Here is a 23,152-nt window from a genome sequence, read left to right on the forward strand (position 1 = left end):
ACAGGTCCGTCATTGAACCAGCCGGAGCTGGAATGGTTGGGGGAACATCACGCGCCGCGAGGCATGGATGCCGGGGCCGATGTCAGAGTGGAAGCCGCCAGCACACACCACTGTTCATGCAGGGTTTTCGCCCGCGCGCGCAACTCGTCCGGCAAGGTCGCGCCGTCGTTGAGAATCACGTCGTGCGCGGCCGCCAGGCGGGTTGCCCGAGCGACCTGTGCCGCCATAATACGCTGGATGGTCGATATCGTCAGCCCGCTGCGCGACTGCACACGTGCAATCTGTGTATCCGGATCGCAATCAATGACACACACTCGGTCGACCCGTTGTACCCAGCGTCCCGACTCGATCAATAGGGGCACGACGAAAACCACATAACAGCCCGTGGCGGCCGCGGCGTCCTGCTCGGCATGCTGGCCGATCAGGGGATGCAGGATGGCCTCCAGACGAGCGCGTGCGGACGGGTCGGCGAACACCTGTTCACGCATCCAGTCGCGATCCAGCGCCCCATCGGCGCGGCGCGCGCGCGGGCCGAAAGCCTGCTCGATGGCCGCCATCGCGGCGCCGCCGGGCGCCGTCAGACGATGGGCGATGACGTCGGTATCGATCACGCTGGCGCCCCATTCTGCCAGCAGGTCGGCCACACGGCTTTTGCCCGAGCCGATGCCGCCGGTAAGACCGATAGTCAGACGCCTTGCAGGTTGAGAAGTAGCGCTCATGGCTAGGTCAGTGTTTGCCTCTGGTTACCCATCGTTGCGCTTGCGATGCGGACTAAAACAGCCAGCCCGTCCACACGCCGCCGCTGAACAGCGCCACGATACCAGCCGCCGCCAGAAAGGGGCCAAACGGTTGCGGTTGGCCGCGCCGCGCGCGCCGCAAGGCGATCATCAACAAGCCGACCACGGCGCCCGCCAGCGAAGCGGCCAGCAACAGCATGGGCAAGGCCGCCAGCCCCAGCCAGGCGCCCAGCGCCGCCAGCAATTTGAAATCACCATAGCCCATGCCTTCGCGCCCGGTGATCAGGCGGTAGCCGTGAAACAGCAGCCACAACAGACCATAGCCGACCGCCGCGCCCAATACCGCCTGGGCCGTGGGCGCGAAGGTGTCCGCCACATTGGCCAGCAATCCCGCCCATAGCAAGGGCAGCGTGATGACGTCCGGCAGCAGGCCCGTGTCCTTGTCGATCCAGGCCAGGGCCAGCAAGGACGCCACCAGCAGCATGGCCCACAAGGCCTGGACACCAGGCCCGAAGTGCCAGACGCAAGCAGCGAAGCCCAGGGCCGTCAGGCATTCCAGCACGGGATAGCGCCATGCGACAGACTTGCCGCAAGCGGCGCAGCGGCCACGCTGAGACAGCCAGCCGACCAGGGGCAGGCGGCGCCAGCCGGTGACCGGCGCCTGACAGGCCGGGCACTGGCGCGACGGCCACCACAGGCTGGGCCGTTGATTGTCCACCTGCGACTGATCGGCCCGTGGTTGGTCGTCCCGCGCTTGCTCGCCCCGCGCTTCATCGCCGTGCGTCTGGTCGCCCCGCCACTCACGAAACTGGGCCTCCCAGTCGTAGTCCATGATGCGCGGCAGGCGCTCCACCAAGCCGGCCAGCCAATTGCCCACGAACAGGCCCGCCAGCGCGGCCAGGGCGATGGCGGTAGTCATGTCGATGGCGAGTGTGGACTGCATGTTGCTCCCTGGTAGGCCGCGCAGGCGGCCGTCGACGCGCATTATTGAGCGCGCCGCCGGAATGTCAAAATCGGCGGTCCAAATCCCGCGCCCGCCGCGCCCTAATCATGCGTAGAATTACCCTTACATTTTTGATTCCTGGATCCCTCATGCCCGCCGCTGCGCTCGACCCTTCCACGCCTGCCCCCGTTTCCGCACGCAAGAGCCTGATGGCCACCAGCGTCATCGCCCTGGCGATCCTGGGCCCGTTGACCGGCTGCGCGCAGCAACGCGAACCCGGCTACTACGATCCTCCCCCCGCCAGCACCTTGGGCGACGCGCAATACAACGCCGCCGGCGCCGGCAACCGCACGGTATTCCGCGCGCCTTCGCAACTGCAGATCGACCTGAAGCCGTCCACGCCCAGCCAGCAGCAGCAAGCCGCCGCGCAACAGCAGCGCGCCGTGCAGGAAGGCCGGACGGCCGAGGACGGCCAGGCTCCTCCGGTTGCCATCGCTGCCGCGGATGCACCGGCCCCCGCGCCGGCCGCCAGCCAGACCAGCAAGCTGGTGCCGCAGCCGCAGACCTATATGGGCACCCTGCCCTGCTTCGCCGCCGGCCTGAATTGCGAAGCCCAGCGCATCACCTTGACGTTGGCGCCGAATGGCCGCTGGCGCGGCCGCTCGGCCTACCTTGAAGGTTCCAACAACAAGGAAAAAGCCGTTTCCGAACAAGGCTGCTGGGACTCCACCGATGAAAAGCCGCCGCGCGTTTTCCTGACGGGCGCCGATGGCAATTCGCGCGCCGAATTCGTGGTCGCCGCCAACAACGTGCTGCGCCTGCGCTCCCTGGCCGGCGTGCAGCCCAATCTGAACTACACGCTGACGCGCCAGCCGGACCTCGACCCCATCGACGAGCTGGCCAAGCAGACGCCGCCCAAGTGCAACTGAACTGACGACCCGGCTTGAGCAGCAGCCCGCGAAAAAGCAGTCCGCAACTCAGCTGACAAGTGCCCGCGCAACGCGGGCACTTTCACGTCGCGCCCCGGCAACGCTGCCGGGGCCTTACTCGCGCGCCAGCCTGTGCGGGCATACGCGGCACGCAAGCTCCATCGTCGAACGCACGCCCACCTTGCGCAGGATATTCGCGCGATGGGCTTCCGCCGTCCGCGTGGATATCGAAAGCTCGATGGAAATGTATTTGTTGGACTTGCCGCTGATCAGATAAGGCAGTATGTCCTGCTCGCGGGGCGTCAGCGCCTGTTGCGGCGAATAGCAGTTGGCCGACGCGCTCAGCGCCGGCACATGCATACGGGACATCACGCTACCAGGAGTCATGCCGTTCTCCCTTCCTGTCTGGAATGGAAGGTAGTCTTGCACGCGCCCCTGGGCCCGGTAAGCTGATAGAACTTACAGGGTGGACAGACGCGTCCTACAACTCAAGGTTGTCGATCAGGCGCGTATTGCCCAGCTTGGCGGCCGCCAGCACCACCAGCGGTTCGCCCGCCTGGAAATCGGCGCTGTCGGGTGCCTTCAAATCGCGCTGGCGGCGCAGCGAGACATAGTCGACCTGCCAGCCGCGCGCGGCCAGGGTGGCACCCGCCTCCTGCTCCAGGGCCACGACATCATGCAGGCCCGCGGACACGCGTTGCCGCAAGGCCTGCAACTCGGCGTAGAGCCGCGGCGCCTCGGCGCGCTCGCCATCGGTCAGAAAGCGGTTGCGCGAAGACAGCGCCAGGCCATCGTCGGCCCGCACCGTTTCGTGCGCGAGCACCTCGACCGGCAACTGGAACTGGCGGCACATGGCGCGCACGATCATCAGCTGCTGGTAGTCCTTCTTGCCGAACACCGCCACGCGCGGCTGCACGCAGGACAGCAGCTTCAGGACCACGGTGCAGACGCCCTTGAAGAAGCCGGGCCGGAACTCGCCTTCCAGGATGTCGCCCAGGTCATCGGGCGGTTGCACGCGGTAGTTCTGCGGCTCCGGGTACATCTCTTTCTCGTCCGGCGCGAACAATACGTACACGTCGCGCTCACGCTCCAGCTTCTCGATGTCCTCCGCCAGGGTGCGCGGATAGCGGTCGAAATCCTCAGCGGGGCCGAATTGCAGGCGATTGACGAAGATGCTCGCCACGACGGGATCGCCATGCTGGCGCGCCAGCTTCATCAACGCCAGATGGCCCGCATGCAGATTGCCCATCGTCGGCACGAACGACACGCGGTTCTGCCCGCGCAGGTGATCGCGCAATTCCTGGATGGTATGTACGACTTTCAAGAGTGTCTCCGGGTATAACCGCAGCCTGGCGCGGAAAAGCGCTCAGGCCGCCTGCGCCACGCTGGTATAAGCCAGGCGGACGTAAATGGGCGCATAAGGTTCGGCCTGGGTGATTTCCAGCAGCGACTCGCGCGCCAGTTCCAGCATGGCGATGAAGTGCACGACCACCACCGCCGCCGGGGCGCCTTCGTCGAGGCGCTCCATGAACATGTCGCTGAATTCCATGAAGCGCACGTCGTTCAGGCGCCGCAGGATATGCGTCATGTGGTCACGCACGGACAGCTGTTCGCGCGTGATGTGATGATGCGCGTTGAGCTTGGCGCGCTTCATGATGTCGGCCCAGGCCTGGCGCAGGTCTTCGGCGCTGACATCCGGCATGGCGCGCTCGACGGTGAGGTCGGCCACCGCCTGGGCGCGCGAGAAATCACGGCCCAGCTGCGGCAGCTTGTCCAGCTTCTGCGCCGCCAGCTTCATTTGTTCGTATTCGAGCAGGCGCCGCACCAGTTCGGCACGGGGGTCTTCGACCTCTTCGCCGGTATCGCTCTTCTTCACCGGCAGCAGCATGCGCGACTTGATTTCGATCAGCATCGCCGCCATCAGCAGGTATTCCGCCGCCAACTCCAGGTTGTGCACGCGGATCTGGTCGACGTAAGACAGGTACTGCCTGGTGACATCCGCCATGGGGATGTCCAGGACATTGAAATTCTGCTTGCGGATCAGGTACAGCAGCAGATCCAGGGGGCCTTCGAAGGCCTCCAGGAAAATCTCCAGCGCATCCGGCGGAATGTAGAGATCCTGCGGCAGCTTGAACAACGGCTCGCCGTACAGGCGCGCGAACGCCACGCTGTCGACGACGTCGGGCGTGCTATCCACGGAGGGTTCCACCAGCGCGGCCAGGTCGGAACCCGGCACGGAACGATGCTGCGGCATGGCCGGGACCGGGGGCGTCAGTCGGCTGAATAGACGTACGGCTTCTGCTGCACGCGGGCAGCACGGAATCCCTCGAGCAGCTCGGGATCCTGCGGTTTGTCCCAAAGCAGCCCGCGGCCTTCGCGTTGGCGCGATTCGACATCGGGATGGGCCTGTTTGTAATTCTTCAAGAACAGGGTGATCTCGGACTCGTAAGTTTTGGCCATGGCACCAGTTTTTGGTGGATTTGAATTCCCGCCAGTTTATCGCAGGTTCCCCCCCGAGTCGCTGCGCTTCTCCCCCCAGGGGGCGCACCGGCGGCCCGGGGGACCCGGCTCCGCGGTGCCCCACTTGGGCGGGGTCCTTAACCTCATTCGGCTTCTAAGGTGCGACCGCAAGCGTGTAACGGGGTTCACGTCCGCTCAGCGGACACTTCGCGGCTGCGGTACTGAGCCGGAGGTGCGCCCCCTGGGGGAGGAGCGAAGCGACTCAGAGCGCCCTCCCTCGGGAGGCGCCCCTTAAGCGGTCCGCCAGGGGCGGGGTTTACAATAGGCAAGCTTCCGCAGCCGCCCCCCGCCGCCCCCGCCGCGCCCTCCCAGAGTCCATGTCCGCCTCTTCCTCAGCCATTCCCGCCACTCCGGTAAAAGATCCCGACGCTCTGCGCGCCGCCCGCATGATCCCCTTCATCGTAGGGTGCGCGCTGTTCATGCAGATGCTGGACGCCACGGTGGTGGCGACCGCGCTGCCGGCCATGGCGGCCTCGCTGGGGTCCACCCCGGTCCGGCTGAACGTGGCGATCACGTCCTACCTCCTGGCGGCGGCGGTATTCGTGCCCATCAGTGGCTGGGCATCCGACCGCTTCGGCGCCCGGCGCGTGTTCATCGCGGCCATCATCCTGTTCACCCTCAGCTCGATCACCTGCGCCATTTCGCAGGACCTGACCCAACTGGTACTGTCGCGCATCGCCCAAGGTGTCGCCGGCGCGATGATGGTGCCGGTGGGACGGATCATCCTGCTGCGCCTGGTGCCCAAGGAGGACCTGCTCAAGGCCATGTCCTTCCTGTCCATTCCCGCGCTGCTGGGCCCCGTGATCGGACCGCCGCTGGGCGGCTTCCTGGTCACCTATGCGTCCTGGCACTGGATCTTCCTGATCAATGTCCCGATGGGCATCTTCGGCATCGCGCTGACCCTGCGCTACATCAAGGAAGTGCGCGACGCCGATCCACCGAAGCTGGACTGGCTGGGTTTCTTCCTTAGCGCCATCTGCCTGGCGGCCCTGGTGACGGGTTTCGAAGCCATCGGCCACGATGTCATGGGCCATACCCAATTGCTCGGCCTGATCGCGGTGGGCCTGCTGTGCGGGTTCTGGTACGTGCGCCATTCGCGCCGCATCGACTATCCCATCATCGACCTGTCGCTGATGCGTATCCCCACCTTCGCCATTTCCACGCTGGCCGGCAACCTGTGCCGCTTCACGGTGGGCGCCACGCCCTTCCTGCTGGCCATGCTGTTGCAGATCGGTTTCGGCCTGTCGCCGCTGGCCGCGGGCATGATCACTTTCGCCGGCGCCGCGGGCGCGCTGCTGATGAAATTCGTCGCCACGCCCATCGTGCGGCGTTTCGGCTTTCGCCGCGTGCTCACCGTCAACGCCCTGTTGACCGGCATCTTCATCGTGGCCTGCGCGCTGTTCCGGCCGGACACGCCGGCCTGGTTGATGATCCTCATCCTGCTGATAGGCGGCTTCTTCCGCTCGCTGCAGTTCACCGGGGTCAACACGCTTACCTATGCCGACATTCCACCCAAGCTCATGAGCCGCGCCAGCAGCTTCGCCGCCATGGCCCAACAGTTGGGCGTCAGCATCGGGGTGGGTGTCGCCGCGGTGACGCTCAACGTGAGCATGTCCCTGCGCGGAGCCGATACACTATCCGTCGGAGACACCGTCAGCGGTTTCATCGTGATCGGCATCCTGTGCGCGGCGTCGTATTTCTCGTTCCGCCGCCTGGACCCGAACGCTGGCGACCAGGTAAATGGCCGCAGCGTCAAGGCGGCAGCGACGGTAAAGAACGACAATGAAGAATGAATACATTCTTGCCCTGGACCAGGGCACCACGAGTTCCCGGGCCATCCTGTTCGACCGCGCGGGCGCCGTGCGCGCCACCGGCCAGCGCGAGTTTCGCCAGCATTACCCGCAACCGGGCTGGGTCGAGCACGACGCCGACGAAATCTGGCGCAGCCAGCTGGCGGTAGCCCGCGAGGCCTTGCGCAATGCAGGGGTCGCTGCCGCGGACATCGCCGCCATCGGCATCACCAACCAACGCGAAACCACCCTGATCTGGAACCGCAAGACCGGCGTGCCGCTGGCGCGCGCCATCGTCTGGCAGGATCGCCGCACCGCGCCCTGGTGCGACGAGATGCGCGCGGCCGGCCATGCCGAGTGGCTGCAACAGCGCACCGGCCTGGTCCTGGACGCGTATTTCTCCGGCACCAAGCTGGCGTGGCTGCTGGATAACGTGCCGGGGGCTCGCGCCGCCGCCGAACGGGGCGAAGTGGCGTTCGGAACGGTCGACAGTTGGCTGATCTGGCACCTGACCGGCGGCAAGGTCCACAGCACGGATCCCAGCAATGCTTCGCGCACCTTGCTGTTCGACATCCACAAGCAGGACTGGAGCGACGAACTGCTGGAACGCCTGAACATCCCGCGCAGCGTGCTGCCGGCGCTGGCGCCGAGCAGCGGCGTCATCGCCGACACCCTGCCGGAATTCTTCGGCGGCCCCATCCCCATCGCGGGCGTGGCGGGCGATCAGCAGGCCGCCACCTTTGGCCAGGCCTGCTACGAACCCGGCATGGCGAAGAACACCTACGGCACGGGCTGCTTCATGTTGATGAACGTGGGTGAGCAGCCCGCGCGTTCCCAACATCAATTGCTGTCCACGGTGGGTTGGGGCCTGCCCGGCGCCGCGCCCTGGAAAACCACCTATATGCTGGAAGGCGGGGTTTTCATGGCGGGCGCGGCGGTGCAATGGCTGCGCGACGGCCTGGGCATCATCCCGAAATCGGCGGACGTCGAAGCACTGGCCGGCAGCGTGCCGGACACTGACGATGTCTTCCTGGTGCCGGCCTTCGCCGGCCTGGGCGCGCCGCACTGGGATCCCTATGCGCGCGGCCTGATGATCGGCCTGACGCGCGGCACCACGCGCGCTCACGTGGCGCGCGCCACCCTGGAATCGATCGCCCTGCAAAGCACCGAACTGCTGCTGGCGATGAATGCCGACAGTCCCAGCCCCCTGTCCGAATTGCGGGTGGACGGCGGCGCGGCACGCAACGACCTGCTGATGCAGATACAGGCCGATCTTCTGGGTGTGCCGGTGGTGCGTCCGCGCGTCGCCGAATCGACCGCGCTGGGCGCCGCCGGCCTGGCCGGCCTGGCGGTCGGCTTCTGGAGCGACCAGCAGGAATTCGCGGCGCAATGGCAGGCCGATCGTCGTTTTGAACCGGCCTGGTCGGACGACCAGCGCCAGGCGCGCCTGGCGCGCTGGCGCCAGGCCGTGGCTTTGAGCAAGGGTTGGGCCAAACAGCCTGAGGGCGAGGACAAGCGCAAAGGCACCCGGCAACCGTGACTCAGCACAGTAATTTCCGCGTCATCGCGATGGTGGTCGCCACCACGTTGTTCATGCAGAACATCGACAGCACCGCCATCGCCACCGCCCTGCCGGACATGGCGCGCGATCTGAACGTCAACGCGGTGCACCTGAGCGCCGCCATCACGTCCTACCTGGTGGCAATGACGGTCTTCGTGCCGGTCAGCGGCTGGGTCGCCGACCGCTACGGCGCCAAGCGCGTCTTCATGTCGGCCATCGCCTTGTTCACGGCATCGTCCTGTGCCTGCGCGCTATCCGGTGGGCTGGGTTGGCTGATCGCGGCGCGCATTCTGCAGGGCGTCAGCGGCGCCATGATGGTGCCCGTGGGCCGTCTGGTGCTGTTGCGAGGCGTGCGGCGCGAGGACTTGCTGTCGGCCACCACCTGGCTGTCCATGCCCGCGATGCTGGGCCCCGTGATCGGACCGCCGCTGGGCGGCTTCCTGACCGATACGTTTTCCTGGCGCAGCATTTTCTGGATCAACCTGCCCATCGGCTTACTGGGGCTGGTGCTGGTGGCGCGCCTGATCCCGCCCAGCGAAACCGAACGGCCGCCCAAGCTGGACCTGCGCGGCATGACCCTGGTGGGCGCCGCGCTGAGCATCTTCATGGTGGGGGTGGAGACCATCGGGCGCGGCATCGTGCCGGACTCCTGGTCCTGGCTGGCCATCGCCGCCGGGCTGGCCCTGTTCGCCCTGACCGTATGGCATTGCAAGCGGGTCGAGCACCCTGCCCTGGACTTTTCCCTGCTGGCCATTCCCACTTACAAGGCGTCCACGGTCGCCGGCAGCCTGTTCCGCGCCGGGGCCGGTGCGATGCCGTTTCTCGTGCCCATCACCTTGCAGCTGGGCTTCGGCCTGTCGGCCTCGCGCAGCGGCCTGATCTCGTTCGCCAGCGCCATCGGCGCCTTCTGCATGCGGCCGATGACGCAATTCTTCCTGCAGCGTTTTCGCGTGCGCAGCATCCTGCTGGGCGGCACGTTCGCCTTCGCGGCGATGCTGGCTGCCTGCGCCACGTTGACGCCGGCCTGGCCGGAGCTGGCGATCTTCATCCTGCTGGTAGGCGTGGGCCTGGCGCGCTCGCTGAACTTCGCATGCATGAATGCCCTGGCCTATGCCGACATTCCCAGTGCCAAGCTGTCCGCCGCCACGTCGTTCTTCGGCATGGCGCAGAACCTGCCGCGCGCGGCGGGTGTGGCCCTGGCCGCCGGTGTCATGCAGATGTCGATGACCCTGTCCGGCCGCACCCACGCGTCCCACTTCGACTTCGCCTGCGCCTTCCTGTCCGTGGCCGCCATGGTGCTGGCCTCGGCCCCCATGCTCGCCGAACTCAAGCCCGAAGCGGGCGCGGGCATTTCGCGGGGGCGCAAGGCCAAGGCGGCCTAGGACTCAGTTGAGCTTGGCGCCCGACAGCTTGACGATTTCCTTGTACTTGTCTTTCTCGCTGACGACGAAGGCGGCGAATTCCTTTTCGCTCATCGGCTTGATCTCCGAGCCCATGGTCAGCAGACGCTGACGCACATCGGGTTGCAGCAGCGCCTGGCTATAGGCCTTGTTCAGCTTGTCGACCACGGCCGCGGGGGTGCCGCCGGTGGTGAACACGCCGAACCAGGTGCCCAGGTCGAAACCCTTGACGCCGCTTTCCTCTACCGTAGGTACGTCGGGCAGCAGCGAGGAACGCTGCGTGGTGGTCACGGCCAAAGCCTTGACCTTGCCGTCCTTGATCAGCGGCGCCGACGCGGCCAGGTTGTCGAACATGAAGTCCGACTGGCCCGACAACAGCGCCAGCTGGGCCGGCGCGGCGCCCTGGTAAGGAATGTGCTCGACGTTGATGTCGGCACGCGCCTTGAGCAGTTCACCCGCCAGGTGGCCGGCGCTGCCGTTGCCGCCGGAACCGTAGTTCAGCTTGCCGGGATTGGCCTTGGCATAGGCGATCAGGTCGCCCAGCTTCTCGATGTGGTTCTTCTTGGCGAAGTCGTCGTTCATGACCAGCACATTAGGCACCGACGCCACGATGGTGACCGGGGCGAAGTCCTTGATGGGGTCATACGGCAGGTTCGCGAACAGGAAGGGATTGATCGCGTGCGTGGCCACGGCGCCCATGACCAGCGTGTAGCCGTCGGGATTGGCCTTGGCGGCCAGGTCGGCGCCGATGTTGCCGCCCGCGCCGGCGCGGTTTTCCACGATCACGGGCTGACCCAGCGAATCGCGCACCTTTTCCGCCAGCAGGCGGGCCATGGTGTCCAACGGGCCGCCGGGGGGGTACGGCACGATGAAGCGCAGGGGCTTGCTGGGATAGTCAGCAGCGGCCTGGCTCAGGCCGGGAACGAGGGCGGCCAATGCCAGGGCGCCGCCCAGAATAATGCGGCGCGTGGCGCCCCATGCAGTATTAGCCATGATGAGCTCATCTCCTCAAATGCGTTTTTATAGGCAGGGCCGTAGCATAACCCGACGCATTCGGTGACAAAACTCAACAGCTGGCCGCGCGACCAGAAACCCTGCATTCTGGCGCGCCGGCACAACAGCCGGGCGCCAGACCGGCCATCAATGCAGAATCTGGCTCAGGAACAGCTTGGTGCGCTCGTTTTGCGGATTGTCGAAGAACGCGTCGGGCGTGTTCTCTTCGATGATCTCGCCGCGATCCATGAAGATGACGCGGTTGGCCACCTTGCGCGCGAAGCCCATTTCATGGGTCACGCACAGCATGGTCATGCCGCTTTCCTGGGCCAGGGTCACCATCACGTCCAGGACCTCCTTGACCATTTCCGGATCCAGGGCCGAGGTCGGCTCATCGAAGAGCATGACCTTGGGATTCATGCACAGCGAACGCGCGATGGCCACGCGCTGCTGCTGCCCGCCGGACAGTTGGCCGGGAAACTTCTTGGCCTGGTCCGGAATGCGCACGCGCTCCAGATACTTCATGGCGGTGGCTTCGGCTTCGGCCTTGGACTTTTTCAGCACCCAGACCGGCCCCAGGGTCAGGTTTTCCAGCACCGTCAGGTGGGGAAACAGGTTGAAGTGCTGGAACACCATGCCGACGTCGCGGCGGATGGTTTCGATGTTCTTCAGGTCATTGGTCAGCTCGGTGCCGTCGACCATGATCTGGCCTTGCTGGTGCTCTTCCAGGCGGTTGATGCAACGGATCATCGTCGATTTGCCGGACCCGGACGGTCCGCAGATGACGATGCGTTCGCCCGGCACCACGTTCAGATTGATGTTGCGCAGTACGTGGAACTGGCCGTACCACTTGTTGACTTGCTGCATGCGAATGATGGCTTCGGCCATGAGCGTGCTCCCCTGGGGGCGGAGGTCGCATCCCGCTGGATGCGCCTCGCGCGATGATTAACGTTCGTGGCCGCGCCGCAGCCGGCGCTCCAGCGCCTGGCTGTACTTGGACATCGAAAAGCAGAAAATGAAGTAGATCAGCGAGATGAACAGATAGGCTTCCACCCCGAAGCCGCGCCAGGCGGCATCCGACAGCGCGGCCTTGGCCGCCAAGGTCAGGTCGAAGATACCGATGATCACCACCAGCGACGTGTCCTTGAAGAGCGCGATGAAAATGCTGACCAGCGGCGGGATGACGATCTTCAGCGCCTGCGGAAGAATGATCTTGCGCATCTGCTGCCAGTAGGTCAGGCCCAGGGAATCGGCGCCTTCGTACTGCCCTTTCGGGATGGCCTGCAGGCCGCCGCGCACGGTTTCAGCAATATAGGCGGCCGCGAACAGGATGATGGCGATCTGCGCGCGCAGCAGCTTGTCGATGGAAAAGCCTTCCGGCAGGAACAGCGGCAGCATCACCGACGACATGAACAGCAGGCTGATCAGCGGCACGCCGCGGATCAGCTCGATGTACACCACGCACAGCGCCTTGATCGCCGGCATCTTCGAACGCCGGCCCAGCGCCAGCAACACACCGATGGGAAACGCGAAAGCGATGCCGAAGGTGGCCAGGATCAGGGTCAGCGGCAGGCCGCCCCAGCGGGCGTTCTCGACGTAGGTCAGGCCCAGGATGCCGCCCCACATCAGCACGGCCACCAGGGTCAGTCCGACCACCCAGACCCACAGCAGCCACGGCTTCCAGAAGCGCCGCACGCCGCTGCAGACGATCACGGCGACCAGCAGGAAAGTGGCGATAAGGGGGCGCCACTGTTCATCGTAGGGATAGGTGCCGAACAGGATCAGACGATGCTTTTCCCGGATGAAGGCCCAGCAGGCACCGCCCGACGCCCGGCATTCCTGGGCCGACGTGGCCGAGAAATTGGCCTTGATGAACAGCCACTCGACCGCCGCGGGCACGCACATCAGCAGCCCCCAGACGATCAGCACCGTGATCAGGATGTTCAGGGGCGACGAGAACAGGCGCGCATGCACCCAGGGCCAGACGCCCACCTGGCTGGATGGCGGCGGCAAGGCTTCGGTAGGGGTATGGGAGCTTGCCATGTCAACGCTCCACCAGCGCCAGGCGCTTGTTGTACCAGTTCATGAATACCGAAATCGACAGGCTGACCGTCAGGTACGCGGCCATGATGATCAGGATGCCTTCGATGGCCTGGCCGGTCTGGTTCAGGGTGGTGTTGACCACCGACACGATGTCCGGATAGCCGATGGCCACCGCCAGTGAACTGTTCTTCGTCAGGTTCAGGTACTGGCTGGTCATCGGCGGGATGATCACGCGCAGCGCCTGCGGCAGCACCACCAGGCGCAGCACCAGGCTGCGGCGCAGGCCCAGCGAACTGGCGGCTTCCGTCTGGCCATGGTTGACGGCCTGGATGCCCGACCGCACCACTTCCGCCACGAACGCGCCCGTATACATGACGAGACCCGCCAGCAGGGCCGCGAACTCCGGTGACAGCGTCATGCCGCCCTGGAAGTTGAAGCCCTTGAGCACCGGCACGTCCAGCGCCAAGGATGCGCCGCTCACCAGCCAGCCAACCAGGGGCAAGGCGATGATCAGCAGGATGGCCCAGCGCGTCAGCGGGAAGATGCGGCCGGTCTTTTCCTGCCGCTTGTTACCCCAATGCGCCAGGGCGATGATGGCGACGATGGCCAGCGCCAGCCCGCCCAGCATCCAGTCCAGCGCGTCTCCCTGCAGCGACGGCAGCTTGAGCCCGCGGTTGGAAATGAACACACCCGGCAGCGGCTGGTGCGCCTGGCGCGGCCCCGGCATGTTTTCCGTGATGATGGCGTACCAGAAGAACAGCTGCAGCAGCAGCGGCACGTTGCGCATCACTTCGACGTAGATCGACGCCAGCTTGGCCACCAGCCAGTTCTTGGACAGGCGGGCGATCCCCACCAGGGTGCCAAGAATGGTCGCCAGCACGATGCCGATCACGGCCACCCGCAGGGTATTGATCACACCGACCATGATGGCCCGGCCATACGTACTGGCGGGCGAGTAATCGATGGCGGTTTCACCGATGGCGAAGCCGGCTTCGCGGCTTAGAAAGCCGAAGCCGGTGGCGATATTGCGCACCGCCAGGTTGTGCAGCGTATTCGAGACCAGGAACCAGATGACCCAGGCGACCGCCGCCAGCGCGACGACCTGGTAGACCACGGCTCGTACGCCTGGATCGTTCCAGGAGAGCTTGCGTGGCGGAGCCCCGGTGGGCGGAGATTTTGAGGAAGTCGTCATTGCGTATCCGCGTCCAGGACAGTCACGGCGCCCGTCACATGACGGGCGCCGGCCCGGGGAGCAATCAGCGTACCGGCCAGCCGTACATCAGGCCGCCTTGTTGCCACTGCGCGTTGATGCCGCGCGGCAGCTTCATCGGGCTGTTGCCACCCAGGTTGTTCTCGAAGCTCTCGCCATAGTTGCCCACGCTCTTGACGATGTTGTAGGCCCACTTGTCGTCCACGCCCAGGTTCTTGCCCATGCCCGGGGTCACACCCAGGATGCGCTGCACGTTGGGGTTGGTGCTCTTGAGCATTTCGTCGACGTTCTTCGAGTTGACACCGTATTCCTCGGCTTCGAGCATCGCATTGAGCGACCAGCGCACGACGTTCAGCCACTGATCGTCACCCTGGCGCACCATCGGGCCCAGCGGTTCCTTGGAGAAGTTCTCCGGCAGGATGACGTACTTGTCGGGGTTTTCCAGCGTGGTACGCGTCGATGCCAGCTGCGACTTGTCGGTGGTGAACGCGTCGCAACGGCCGGCCGAGAAGGCGCGCACGATTTCATCGTATTTGTCGATGACCACCGGCTTGAAGTCGATCTTGTTGGAGCGGAACCAGTCGGCCAGGTTCAGCTCGGTGGTGGTGCCCGGCTGCACGCACACGGTGGCGCCGCCCAGTTTCTTGGCGCTGTCCACGCCCAGGTCCTTGGACACCATCACACCCTGGCTGTCGTAATAGTTCACGCCGGCGCCGATCAGGCCCAGGGTGGTGTCACGCGCCAGCGTCTGGGTGGTATTGCGGGTAAGCACGTCGATTTCGCCGGACTGCAGCGCGGTGAAGCGTTGCTGCGTGTTGAGCGGCGTCACCTTGAATTTGGTCGCGTCGTTGAACATGGTCGCGGCGATGGCGCGGCACATGTCGACGTCCAGGCCTTTCCACTCGCCTTTGCTGTCGGTGGCCGAAAAACCGGGCACGCCGGTCGACACGCCGCATTGCACGAAACCTTTCTTCTTGACGTTGTCGAACGTGGTGCCGGCATGCGCTGCGCCAGAGGCCGCCAGCAGCACGGCGCCGATTGTTGCGATCTTGAAGGTTTTCATTGCGATCTCCGCGAATTTATAGGAAGTTTGGGACGGTGCCGGAGTGCGCCGCCATCCGGGTGCGTGGTCGATGGTAGCTTTCCGTGAAATATAGGGACATGCGGGAAATCCCTGTCGGACCGGCACACGGTACTATTGCCGGCTACTTGCATATATTCGCCATGATCGAATTCCAGCACGTCTTCAAATCCTATGGGCGCGGCCGCAATATCCTGGCCGATATCAACTTCCGCGTGACGGCGGGTGAGTTCGTGTTCGTTTCCGGGCCATCGGGCGCCGGCAAGTCGACACTGCTCAAGTTGATCGGCGGCCTGGAAGCCGCCAGCCGCGGCTCCATCCAGGTCAACGGCCAGCGCCTGGACAAGCTGCCGGCGCGGGCACGTCCGTACCTGCGCCGCGCGGTGGGCGTCATCCTGCAGGATACCCACCTGCTGTATGACCGCAGCGCTTTCGAAAACGTCATGCTGCCCCTGGCCGTCACCGGCCAACCGCTGGAATCCGCCGCCAGCCGGGCGCGCGCCGCCCTGGACAAGGTGGGCCTGGCGGGCAAGGAAGATGCCAATCCCATCGAGCTGTCCGGCGGCGAACAACAGCGTCTGGCCATCGCCCGCGCCATCGTCAACCGCCCCGCCATCCTGATCGCGGACGAGCCGACGGCCAACCTCGACCGCGAAACCGCCTTGCGCATCATGAATGTATTCCGCGACTTCAACCGGGTCGGCGTCACCACCCTCATCGCTTCGCATGATGTCGAACTGATGGCTCAGTATGCCCATCGCGTGCTGCGCATCGATCCGGGCCGGTTCGCCGACTCGCATCCCACCCCCATGTCCCCGCCCGCGCCGTCCGGGGCAACGGGTGCGGCCGGCCTGGGTTCGGCCGCCAGTGTTTCCCAACAGGCTACGACCGAGCGGGGGCAAGCATGAACGCCTGGCTCCGGCAACACCGCTACGCGCTGGGCATCACCCTGCGCCGCATGCTTGCTCAACCGTTCTCATCCGCCGCCAACCTGCTGGTCATGGCGCTGGCGCTGGCTCTGCCCATCCTGGGCGCCGCCATCCTGGTGTCCGTGCAGCCGCTTGCCCGCCAGGTGTCGGTGGCCCCCGAGCTGACGGTATTCACCCGATTGAACGCGCCGGCGGGCAGCGCCGAAGCCATCGCCACCCGTATCCGCAAGGAATTCGACGCCCAGATCAGCAATGTCCGCGTGATCGGCCGCGAGGCCGCGCTGACCGAGCTGCGCCAGAACCCCGCCTGGTCCGACGCCCTGGCGGTCCTGCCCTCCAATCCCTTGCCGGACGCCGTCGTCGCCACGCTGCGCGACGGCGAGGGCCTGGCCGGCATCGCCAACGACCTGGCCGCCACCTGGAAGACCTGGGACCAGGTCGAGCAGGTGCAATTGGACAGCCAGTGGGTGCAGCGGCTGGAGGCGCTGTTGCGTTTCGGCCGCATCGGCCTGATTTTCGTGGCCGCTTCCGTGGCCATGGTGGTTCTGGCTACCGTGTTCAATACCGTGCGGATGCAGGCTTTGTCGCAGCGCGAGGAAATCGCCGTGGCCCGCCTGGTAGGCGCGACGGAGTCCTTCGTGCGCCGTCCTTTCCTGTACCTGGGCGCCGTGTCCGGCGCCGTGGCCGCGCTGCTGGCCATAGGCGTGGCGGGCCTGGCGTTGACGCCGCTGAACGAAGCGATGCTGTCCCTGGCACGCAGCTACGGCGCGGATTTCGCCATCCACCTGCCCGGCCTGCCCTGGCTGGTCACCGCGGTGATCGCGTCCGGCGTGCTCGCCGCGTTGTCGGCGCGCTGGTCAGTCAAGCGCAGTACGCGCTTTTAAGCCGTCTAATCCGGGTAATCAACCGCCGGGCGGCATGCAATATTGCTCGGGAACCGCGACGCAACGGGGCGTTCGCGGCCCCCTCCCACATGTCACGTAAGAAAGGCTTAACCGTTTTTGCGCGCCGAAGCCGTATAATTCAGAAAGATTTGAAACTTTTCGCAATCTTTGGTCCTATCTATCTCCGTGTTTCGTGATCCGCTTCCATGACGACCGCCCGTGACGCCCGCGCGACGCGCCACTATTTCGACAGTGCGTTCAATTGCCAGGCCATCAAGGTCCTGCCGAACGAGTACTACGTCACTGGTGAAAACCTGATGATCACGACAGTGCTCGGTTCCTGTGTCGCCGCGTGCATACGCGACCCCCAGACCGGCGTGGGCGGGATGAACCATTTCATGCTGCCGGAGGGCGACAGCCAGTCGCCGGCATCCGCGACGATGCGCTATGGCTCCTTCGCCATGGAAGTGCTGATCAACGAATTGCTGAAGGCGGGCGCCGCCCGCGAGCGGCTGGAGGCCAAGGTCTTCGGCGGCGGCGCGGTCCTGTCGGCGATGCAGCAGATGAATATCGGCGAGCGCAACTGCCAGTTCGTGCTCAACTACCTGAAGACGGAAGGCATACCCGTCAAGTCCAAGGACCTGGGCGACATCTACGCGCGCCGGGTCAATTTCTTTCCCCATGACGGTCGCGTCATGCTGCGCAAGATGGACACCAGCACCCGCGCCAGCGAGATCATCGCCAAGCGCGAGGAAGCCGTGGCCCAGACCATGCACGAGAAGGCGGTCGCGAAGCCTCGCGTGGAGCGCTTTGCCATGCCGGTGCGGCGCAAGATTATCGCCCCCACGGTCTGATCGCCACAGGAAAGGCGCGACAGCTGGTCGCCCCTTTCCTGCCCCCATCAAGCGGCGCGCGCGCCGCCGATTTCCCGCACTGGCGCCGTGAATTTCTCCAGCAGTGCCGTCCGTTGCTTGGCCGCCTTCTCCATCGCCGCGTCCTTGACGTGACCGTAGCCGCGGATCTGCTCCGGCAGGCTGGCCAAGGCTACGGCGGCGTCCAGATTGCCGCGATCCAGCTTGGGCAGGATGGCGCGCGTAAGCGTATTGCGATACTCCTCGATCAACGCCCTTTCGGCGCGCCGTTCGGCCGTGCGGCCGAAGGGATCCAGGGGCGTACCGCGCAGGAAACGCAGCCGCGCCAGCACACCGAAGGCCTTGAGCATCCAGGGTCCATAGGCGCGCTTGATCAGATGGCCCTGCTTGTCACGCCGCGAGAACGTGGGCGGCGCCAGATGGAAGCTCAACTTCCAGTCCCCTTCGAACTGGCGGTTCACCGCGGCCAGGAACTCACCGTCCGTATAAAGCCGCGCCACTTCGTATTCGTCCTTGTACGCCAGCAGCTTGAAGTAATAGCGCGCGACGGCTTCAGCCAGGCGGGACGTGCCCGTCGCGGCTTGTTCGGCCACCGCCACCTGCTCCACCAGTTCCTCGTAGCCGCGCGCGTAAGCGGCGTTCTGGTACTGCGCCAGGAAGTCGCTGCGCGTACCCACCAGGGCCTGCACGGCGGCGGGCAAGCGGCGCGCGGATGTGGCCGGCGCCATCCCCGCGGAACCCGTTGCCGCATCGGTGTTGGCTGGCGCCGCTGAACGCGCGCCGCGGCGGATCTCGATGACCTCCGCGCCGTCAGCATCCAGGCGGGTGCCCGCGCCGCCGGCCGGCGCCTGGATCAAGGCCTGCACCGCGGCCAGGTCCTGCGCGGCACGGCGGCCCCAGGCAAAGGCAGCCTGATTCTTGGGGATCTGCTGGCCATTCAGTTCGATGGCGCGCAGCAGGCTCTCGTCCGATAAGGGAATCCAGCCTTTCTGCCACGCATAACCCAGCATCAGGGGATTGGCGTAAATGGCGTCTCCCAGCAACCCCACGGCCAACTCGGCGGCATCCATGGCATGGACGTTGCCGGCGCCACAGGCGCGCCGCAGATCCTGCAGCAGATCGCTGCCGGGCAGATGCCAGTCCGGATTGTTGACGAAGGCCGCCGTGGGCGCGACGTCACTGTTGAGCAGCAGACGGGTGCGATCGACCCGCATGCGCGCCAGCGCGTCCTGGCCGGTGGCCACCACCAGGTCGCCCGCCAGCACCACGTCGGCTTCGCCCATGGCGACGCGCGTGTTCAGCAGGTCGGCCGGCGACGCGGCCAGCACCACGTGCGAGTGCACGGCACCGCCCTTCTGCGCCAGGCCCGCCATATCCAGCACCGAGCAGCCCTTGCCTTCGATATGCGCGGCCATGCCCAGCAACTGGCCGATGGTGACCACGCCCGTACCGCCCACGCCCGCGATAAAAATGCCGTAGGCCGCGCGCAGCTCAGGCAGCGCGGGGGCAGGCACGCCCGCATCGACGGCCCCGTCCTGCGCCAGCGCCTTGGGTTGGCGCAACTTGCCGCCTTCGACGGTGACGAAGCTGGGGCAAAAGCCCTTGAGACAGGAAAAGTCCTTGTTGCAGCTGGACTGATTGATCACGCGCTTGCGGCCGAACTCCGTTTCCAGCGGCTCGACCGACAGGCAGTGCGATTTGTCGGAACAGTCGCCGCAGCCTTCGCAGACGCGCTCGTTGATGACGACGCGCCGCGCCGGATCGGGATACGCATTGTGCTTGCGCCGGCGGCGCTTTTCGGTGGCGCAGGTCTGGTCGTAGACCAGGACCGACACATTGGGATATTCGCGCAGTTCGCGCATCACCTCGTCCAGCTCGTCGCGATGATGTACCGGCACGCCGGGCGCCAGGCCCTGCACGTTGCGGTATTTTTCGGGCTCGTCGGTGACGACCACGATTTTCTCGATGCCCTCGGCCGCCATCTGCTGCGTGATCATCGGCACGTTGATGGGACCGTCCACCGGCTGCCCGCCGGTCATGGCCACGGCGTCGTTGAACAGGATCTTGTAGGTGATGGGCACCTTGGCCGCCACGGCCGCGCGTATCGCCAGCAGGCCCGAGTGGTAATAGGTGCCGTCGCCCAGGTTGGCGAAGACGTGCTTTTCGTCGGTGAAGGGGGCCTGTCCTATCCATGGCACACCCTCGCCGCCCATTTGCGTGAAGACCTGGGTGTTGCGGCCCATCCAGGTGACCATGTAATGGCAGCCGATGCCGGCCATTCCGCGTGAGCCATCCGGCACGCGCGTGGACGTATTGTGCGGACAGCCCGAGCAGAACCAGGGCTTGCGGTCCGCCACCACGCGCGGCCGCGCCAGCGCGCGTTCAGCGGCTTCGATGACCGCCAGGCGCGCCTGGATGCCGGCGCGCACATCGTCCGGCAGCTCGAAGCGCAGCAGGCGCGCGCCTATCACCTTGGCCACGATGGCCGGCGAGAATTCATAGTGGGCGGGCAGCAGCCAGTTGCCTTGCGGCACCGACCATTCGCCGCCGTCCTTGTCATCGAACTTGCCCACCACGCGCGGGATCTTGCGACCCGTGCCGATCCAGCCGAACAGCTCTTCCTTCAACTGATATTCCAGCACCTGGCGCTTTTCCTCGACCACCAGGATTTCGTCCAGGCCTTCAGCGAAGCGCTGCGTGCCGGTGGCTTCCAGCGGCCATACCATGCCGACCTTGAACAGGCGCACGCCGATGCGGCCGCACACGTCATCCGTCAGACCCAGGTCCGCCAGCGCCTGGCGGGTGTCCAGGTAGGCCTTGCCAGACGTCATGATGCCGAAACGCGCCTGATCCGCCGGCACCTGCCATAGCTCGCGGTTGAGGCCGTTGGCACGGGCGTAGGACAGCGCCGCGTAGAGCTTGTAGTCCAGCAGGCGCGCTTCCTGTTGCAGCGGCGTGTCCGGCAGGCGGATGTTGAGGCCGTCGGGCGGCATGTGGAAGTCTTCGGGCAGCAGGATGCGAACGCGATCCGCCGCGACGTCCACGGACGCCGACACCTCGACGATATCGGTGATGCACTTCATGCCGACCCACACGCCGGCGTAGCGGCTCATGGCCCAGCCGTGCAGCCCGAAATCCAGCACTTCCTGCACGCTGGACGGAAACAGCACCGGGATCAGACAGGCCTTGAAGATGTGATCGCTCTGGTGCGGCAGCGTGGATGACTTGGCCGGGTGATCGTCACCGGCCACCACCAGCACGCCGCCATGCTTCGACGTGCCGGCGGCGTTGGCGTGCTTGAACACGTCGCCGCTGCGGTCCACGCCCGGCCCCTTGCCGTACCACATGCCGAACACGCCGTCGTAGCGCGCGCCGGGGAACAGATTGACCTGTTGCGACCCCCACACGGCGGTGGCGGCAAGATCCTCGTTGATGCCAGGCTGGAACTCGACGTGATGTTCCTTCAGATACTTGGCCGCCTTCCACATATTCAGGTCGACGCCGCCCAGGGGCGAACCGCGATAACCGGAAACGAAGCCGGCGGTGTTCAAGCCGGCGGCCAGGTCGCGCACGCGCTGCAGCATGGGCAGGCGTACGAGGGCGTGGATGCCGCTCATCCAGGCGCGACCGGTATGCAGGGTGTATTTGTCGTCCAGCTGGACGGAGGCGAGCGCCGCGCGTTGCGCCGGCGTGAGGGGGGCGTTCATCTTGTCTCCAGTTTGTCGTGGATAGCCCAGGTCGGCACAGCTTCAGCTCTTGTGGAGCTTTGCGGACCGTTCCAGGCGTTCGCTCTAGGCAGCCGGCGGCCGATGCCGATCAGGACTTGCCGATAACTTGTTATGTCGTTGAGTTGTAACCCCAGGTGGGCGTTACCGCAATAGGGGACATCCGTGGTCGGGGGCTGCCGGGCGCTCCCCCCTGCGCCGCCCGGGCATAATCACACCTATGAATTTCGCCCCTCGCATCGTCACCTGGCAACGCAGCCACGGCCGGCATGATCTTCCCTGGCAGAACACCCGCGATCCGTACCGCATCTGGCTGTCGGAGATCATGCTGCAGCAGACCCAGGTCAGCACCGTCATTCCCTACTACGGACGCTTCCTGCAGCGCTTCCCCGACCTGGCCACGCTGGCCGCGGCCGAACAGGACGAGGTGATGCCCTATTGGGCGGGGCTGGGCTACTACGCGCGGGCGCGCAACCTGCATCGCTGCGCCCAGGAAATCGTGCGCGACTGGGGCGGCCGCTTTCCTCCGGACGCGACCGGCATCGCCACCCTGCCGGGCATCGGCCGGTCCACCGCCGCGGCCATCGCCGCCTTTGCCTACGGCGAAACGTCGCCCATCATGGACGGCAACGTCAAACGCGTGTTCACGCGGCATTTCGGCATTGCCGGCGATCCGTCCAAGCGCGACGTGGAAACCCGTTTGTGGACCCTGGCCGAGCAAGAAGTGGCCTCGGCCCCCGCCGACGCCGCTATCCTGGCCGTGGTCGCGGCCGCCGGTAGCGGGGCGGTTCCGGCCAGCACGCTGGCGAAGGGCGCCACCGCGACGTCGCACGCCGGGCAAGCCCCTGCCGCCGATCCCGTGGCCGGCTACATGGCCAGTTATACGCAAGGCCTGATGGATCTGGGGGCCACGCTCTGTACGCGCGGCAAGCCGGACTGTCCGTGCTGCCCGGTGCAGGCCACCTGCGTGGCGCGCATCGAGGGGCGGCAGGCCGAACTGCCCACGCCCAAGGTGCGCAAGGCGTCGCCCGAGCGCAGCACCGGCATGCTGGTGCTGCGCCATGAAGGCCGCGTGCTATTGCAGCAGCGGCCGTCGCCCGGCATCTGGGGCGGCTTGTGGAGCCTGCCGGAATTCGATCCCGCGCTCGATGCGGCCACGGCCTGTCAGGCGCTGGGCGCGCAGCCCGCCAACGTAAGTGAACTCGCCGCCTTCGCGCACACCTTCACCCACTTCCGCCTGCATGTGCGGCCGTGGTTCGTGACATTGAAGAAGGCGCCAAGCGCGGCGGACGGCGCACTGCCGCGGCGCTGGGTCGACGAGGCCGAGCTGGCCCACGTCGCCCTGCCCGCGCCCGTGCGCAAACTGCTCGACGGCCTGTTCGCCGCCGGTCTGCCGGGCATGCTGCCCGCCTGACCGGCCGTCCGACCGCGCCAAATGCGACGGGTGCGACGGGTACACCGGATATCTATGGAGACACGCCAACCCTCGTCTTGAGGAACTCATGCGTCGGCTTGCGCACTTAACGGGATTCGCG

20 protein-coding genes are annotated in these 23,152 nt (G+C 65.9%); 8 read left to right on the top strand and 12 right to left on the bottom strand.

Features of this window, described 5'->3' with window-relative positions; all coding sequences use genetic code 11:
• Positions 1-47: 47 nt before the first annotated feature.
• Complete coding sequence (coaE, locus tag ASB57_RS20345; RefSeq protein WP_057653861.1) at positions 48-719, bottom strand: dephospho-CoA kinase; 672 nt, start codon at positions 717-719, stop codon at positions 48-50.
• Between the two features lie 52 nt (positions 720-771).
• A complete protein-coding gene (locus ASB57_RS20350; protein ID WP_057656304.1) occupies positions 772-1,680 on the bottom strand; it encodes an A24 family peptidase in 909 nt (302 codons plus the stop codon).
• A gap of 149 nt (positions 1,681-1,829) precedes the next feature.
• Between ASB57_RS20350 and ASB57_RS20355 the strand changes: the two genes are divergently transcribed.
• Positions 1,830-2,609 (top strand): copper resistance protein NlpE N-terminal domain-containing protein, encoded by a 780-nt coding sequence (locus tag ASB57_RS20355; protein WP_057653862.1) that lies wholly within the window; start codon positions 1,830-1,832, stop codon positions 2,607-2,609.
• 114 nt (positions 2,610-2,723) lie between these two features.
• On the opposite strand, the gene ASB57_RS20360 is transcribed toward ASB57_RS20355, so the two are convergent.
• The 4 genes from ASB57_RS20360 to ASB57_RS20375 all read right to left on the bottom strand — a co-directional run bounded on the left by ASB57_RS20360 (position 2,724) and on the right by ASB57_RS20375 (position 5,069).
• The gene (locus tag ASB57_RS20360; RefSeq protein ID WP_156414220.1) at positions 2,724-2,996 is read right to left on the bottom strand and encodes a LuxR C-terminal-related transcriptional regulator; all 273 of its coding nucleotides are present in this window, start codon (positions 2,994-2,996) and stop codon (positions 2,724-2,726) included.
• Between the two features lie 94 nt (positions 2,997-3,090).
• A complete protein-coding gene (gene panC, locus ASB57_RS20365) occupies positions 3,091-3,933 on the bottom strand; it encodes a pantoate--beta-alanine ligase (RefSeq protein ID WP_057653864.1) in 843 nt (280 codons plus the stop codon).
• Positions 3,934-3,975: 42 nt separating this feature from the next.
• A complete protein-coding gene (locus ASB57_RS20370) occupies positions 3,976-4,863 on the bottom strand; it encodes a ScpA family protein (RefSeq protein ID WP_057653865.1) in 888 nt (295 codons plus the stop codon).
• A 17-nt stretch (positions 4,864-4,880) separates the two neighbouring features.
• On the bottom strand, positions 4,881-5,069 hold the full coding sequence (locus ASB57_RS20375) for a DUF3460 family protein (RefSeq protein WP_057653866.1): 189 nt from the start codon (positions 5,067-5,069) through the stop codon (positions 4,881-4,883).
• 446 nt (positions 5,070-5,515) lie between these two features.
• Between ASB57_RS20375 and ASB57_RS20380 the strand changes: the two genes are divergently transcribed.
• The 3 genes from ASB57_RS20380 to ASB57_RS20390 are packed head-to-tail and all read left to right on the top strand — an operon-like array spanning position 5,516 to position 9,862.
• Positions 5,516-6,922, top strand: a complete 1,407-nt coding sequence (locus ASB57_RS20380) for a DHA2 family efflux MFS transporter permease subunit (RefSeq protein WP_197425169.1) — start codon at positions 5,516-5,518, stop codon at positions 6,920-6,922.
• Positions 6,912-8,459 carry a glycerol kinase GlpK gene (glpK, locus tag ASB57_RS20385; protein WP_057653868.1) on the top strand — a complete coding sequence of 516 codons (1,548 nt, stop codon included), beginning with the start codon at positions 6,912-6,914 and terminating at the stop codon, positions 8,457-8,459. The genes ASB57_RS20380 and glpK overlap by 11 nt, the downstream gene beginning before the upstream one ends.
• Complete coding sequence (locus ASB57_RS20390; RefSeq protein WP_369822733.1) at positions 8,456-9,862, top strand: MFS transporter; 1,407 nt, start codon at positions 8,456-8,458, stop codon at positions 9,860-9,862. The genes glpK and ASB57_RS20390 overlap by 4 nt, the downstream gene beginning before the upstream one ends.
• Before the next feature lie 3 nt (positions 9,863-9,865).
• On the opposite strand, the gene ASB57_RS20395 is transcribed toward ASB57_RS20390, so the two are convergent.
• From ASB57_RS20395 to ASB57_RS20415, 5 genes are all read right to left on the bottom strand, one after another.
• Positions 9,866-10,873, bottom strand: coding sequence for a tripartite tricarboxylate transporter substrate binding protein (locus tag ASB57_RS20395; RefSeq protein ID WP_057653870.1), 1,008 nt, complete (start codon positions 10,871-10,873; stop codon positions 9,866-9,868).
• A 147-nt stretch (positions 10,874-11,020) separates the two neighbouring features.
• On the bottom strand, positions 11,021-11,761 hold the full coding sequence (locus tag ASB57_RS20400) for an amino acid ABC transporter ATP-binding protein (protein ID WP_057653871.1): 741 nt from the start codon (positions 11,759-11,761) through the stop codon (positions 11,021-11,023).
• Between the two features lie 57 nt (positions 11,762-11,818).
• Positions 11,819-12,916 carry an amino acid ABC transporter permease gene (locus tag ASB57_RS20405; RefSeq protein ID WP_057653872.1) on the bottom strand — a complete coding sequence of 366 codons (1,098 nt, stop codon included), beginning with the start codon at positions 12,914-12,916 and terminating at the stop codon, positions 11,819-11,821.
• A 1-nt stretch (position 12,917) separates the two neighbouring features.
• Positions 12,918-14,108: an amino acid ABC transporter permease gene (locus tag ASB57_RS20410; protein WP_057653873.1), complete on the bottom strand. Its 1,191-nt coding sequence runs from the start codon at positions 14,106-14,108 to the stop codon at positions 12,918-12,920.
• Between the two features lie 64 nt (positions 14,109-14,172).
• Complete coding sequence (locus tag ASB57_RS20415; protein ID WP_057653874.1) at positions 14,173-15,189, bottom strand: amino acid ABC transporter substrate-binding protein; 1,017 nt, start codon at positions 15,187-15,189, stop codon at positions 14,173-14,175.
• 161 nt (positions 15,190-15,350) lie between these two features.
• On the opposite strand from ASB57_RS20415, the gene ASB57_RS20420 reads away from it, so the two are divergent.
• From ASB57_RS20420 to cheD, 3 genes are all read left to right on the top strand, one after another.
• The gene (locus ASB57_RS20420) at positions 15,351-16,115 is read left to right on the top strand and encodes a cell division ATP-binding protein FtsE (RefSeq protein WP_057653875.1); all 765 of its coding nucleotides are present in this window, start codon (positions 15,351-15,353) and stop codon (positions 16,113-16,115) included.
• A complete protein-coding gene (locus tag ASB57_RS20425) occupies positions 16,112-17,020 on the top strand; it encodes an ABC transporter permease (protein WP_057653876.1) in 909 nt (302 codons plus the stop codon). The genes ASB57_RS20420 and ASB57_RS20425 overlap by 4 nt, the downstream gene beginning before the upstream one ends.
• A gap of 206 nt (positions 17,021-17,226) precedes the next feature.
• Positions 17,227-17,874, top strand: a complete 648-nt coding sequence (gene cheD, locus ASB57_RS20430; protein WP_057653877.1) for a chemoreceptor glutamine deamidase CheD — start codon at positions 17,227-17,229, stop codon at positions 17,872-17,874.
• 47 nt (positions 17,875-17,921) lie between these two features.
• Here the strand turns inward: cheD and ASB57_RS20435 are convergent, their stop codons facing one another.
• Entirely contained in the window at positions 17,922-21,599 is a 3,678-nt protein-coding gene (locus ASB57_RS20435) for an indolepyruvate ferredoxin oxidoreductase family protein (RefSeq protein WP_057653878.1), read from the bottom strand.
• Positions 21,600-21,828: 229 nt separating this feature from the next.
• Between ASB57_RS20435 and ASB57_RS31615 the strand changes: the two genes are divergently transcribed.
• Positions 21,829-23,031: an A/G-specific adenine glycosylase gene (locus ASB57_RS31615; RefSeq protein ID WP_231755483.1), complete on the top strand. Its 1,203-nt coding sequence runs from the start codon at positions 21,829-21,831 to the stop codon at positions 23,029-23,031.
• The last annotated feature ends 121 nt before the right edge of the window (positions 23,032-23,152 follow it).

Origin of the sequence: Bordetella sp. N (assembly GCF_001433395.1) — a bacterium.
Classification (GTDB): Bacteria; Pseudomonadota; Gammaproteobacteria; order Burkholderiales; family Burkholderiaceae_B; genus Bordetella_C.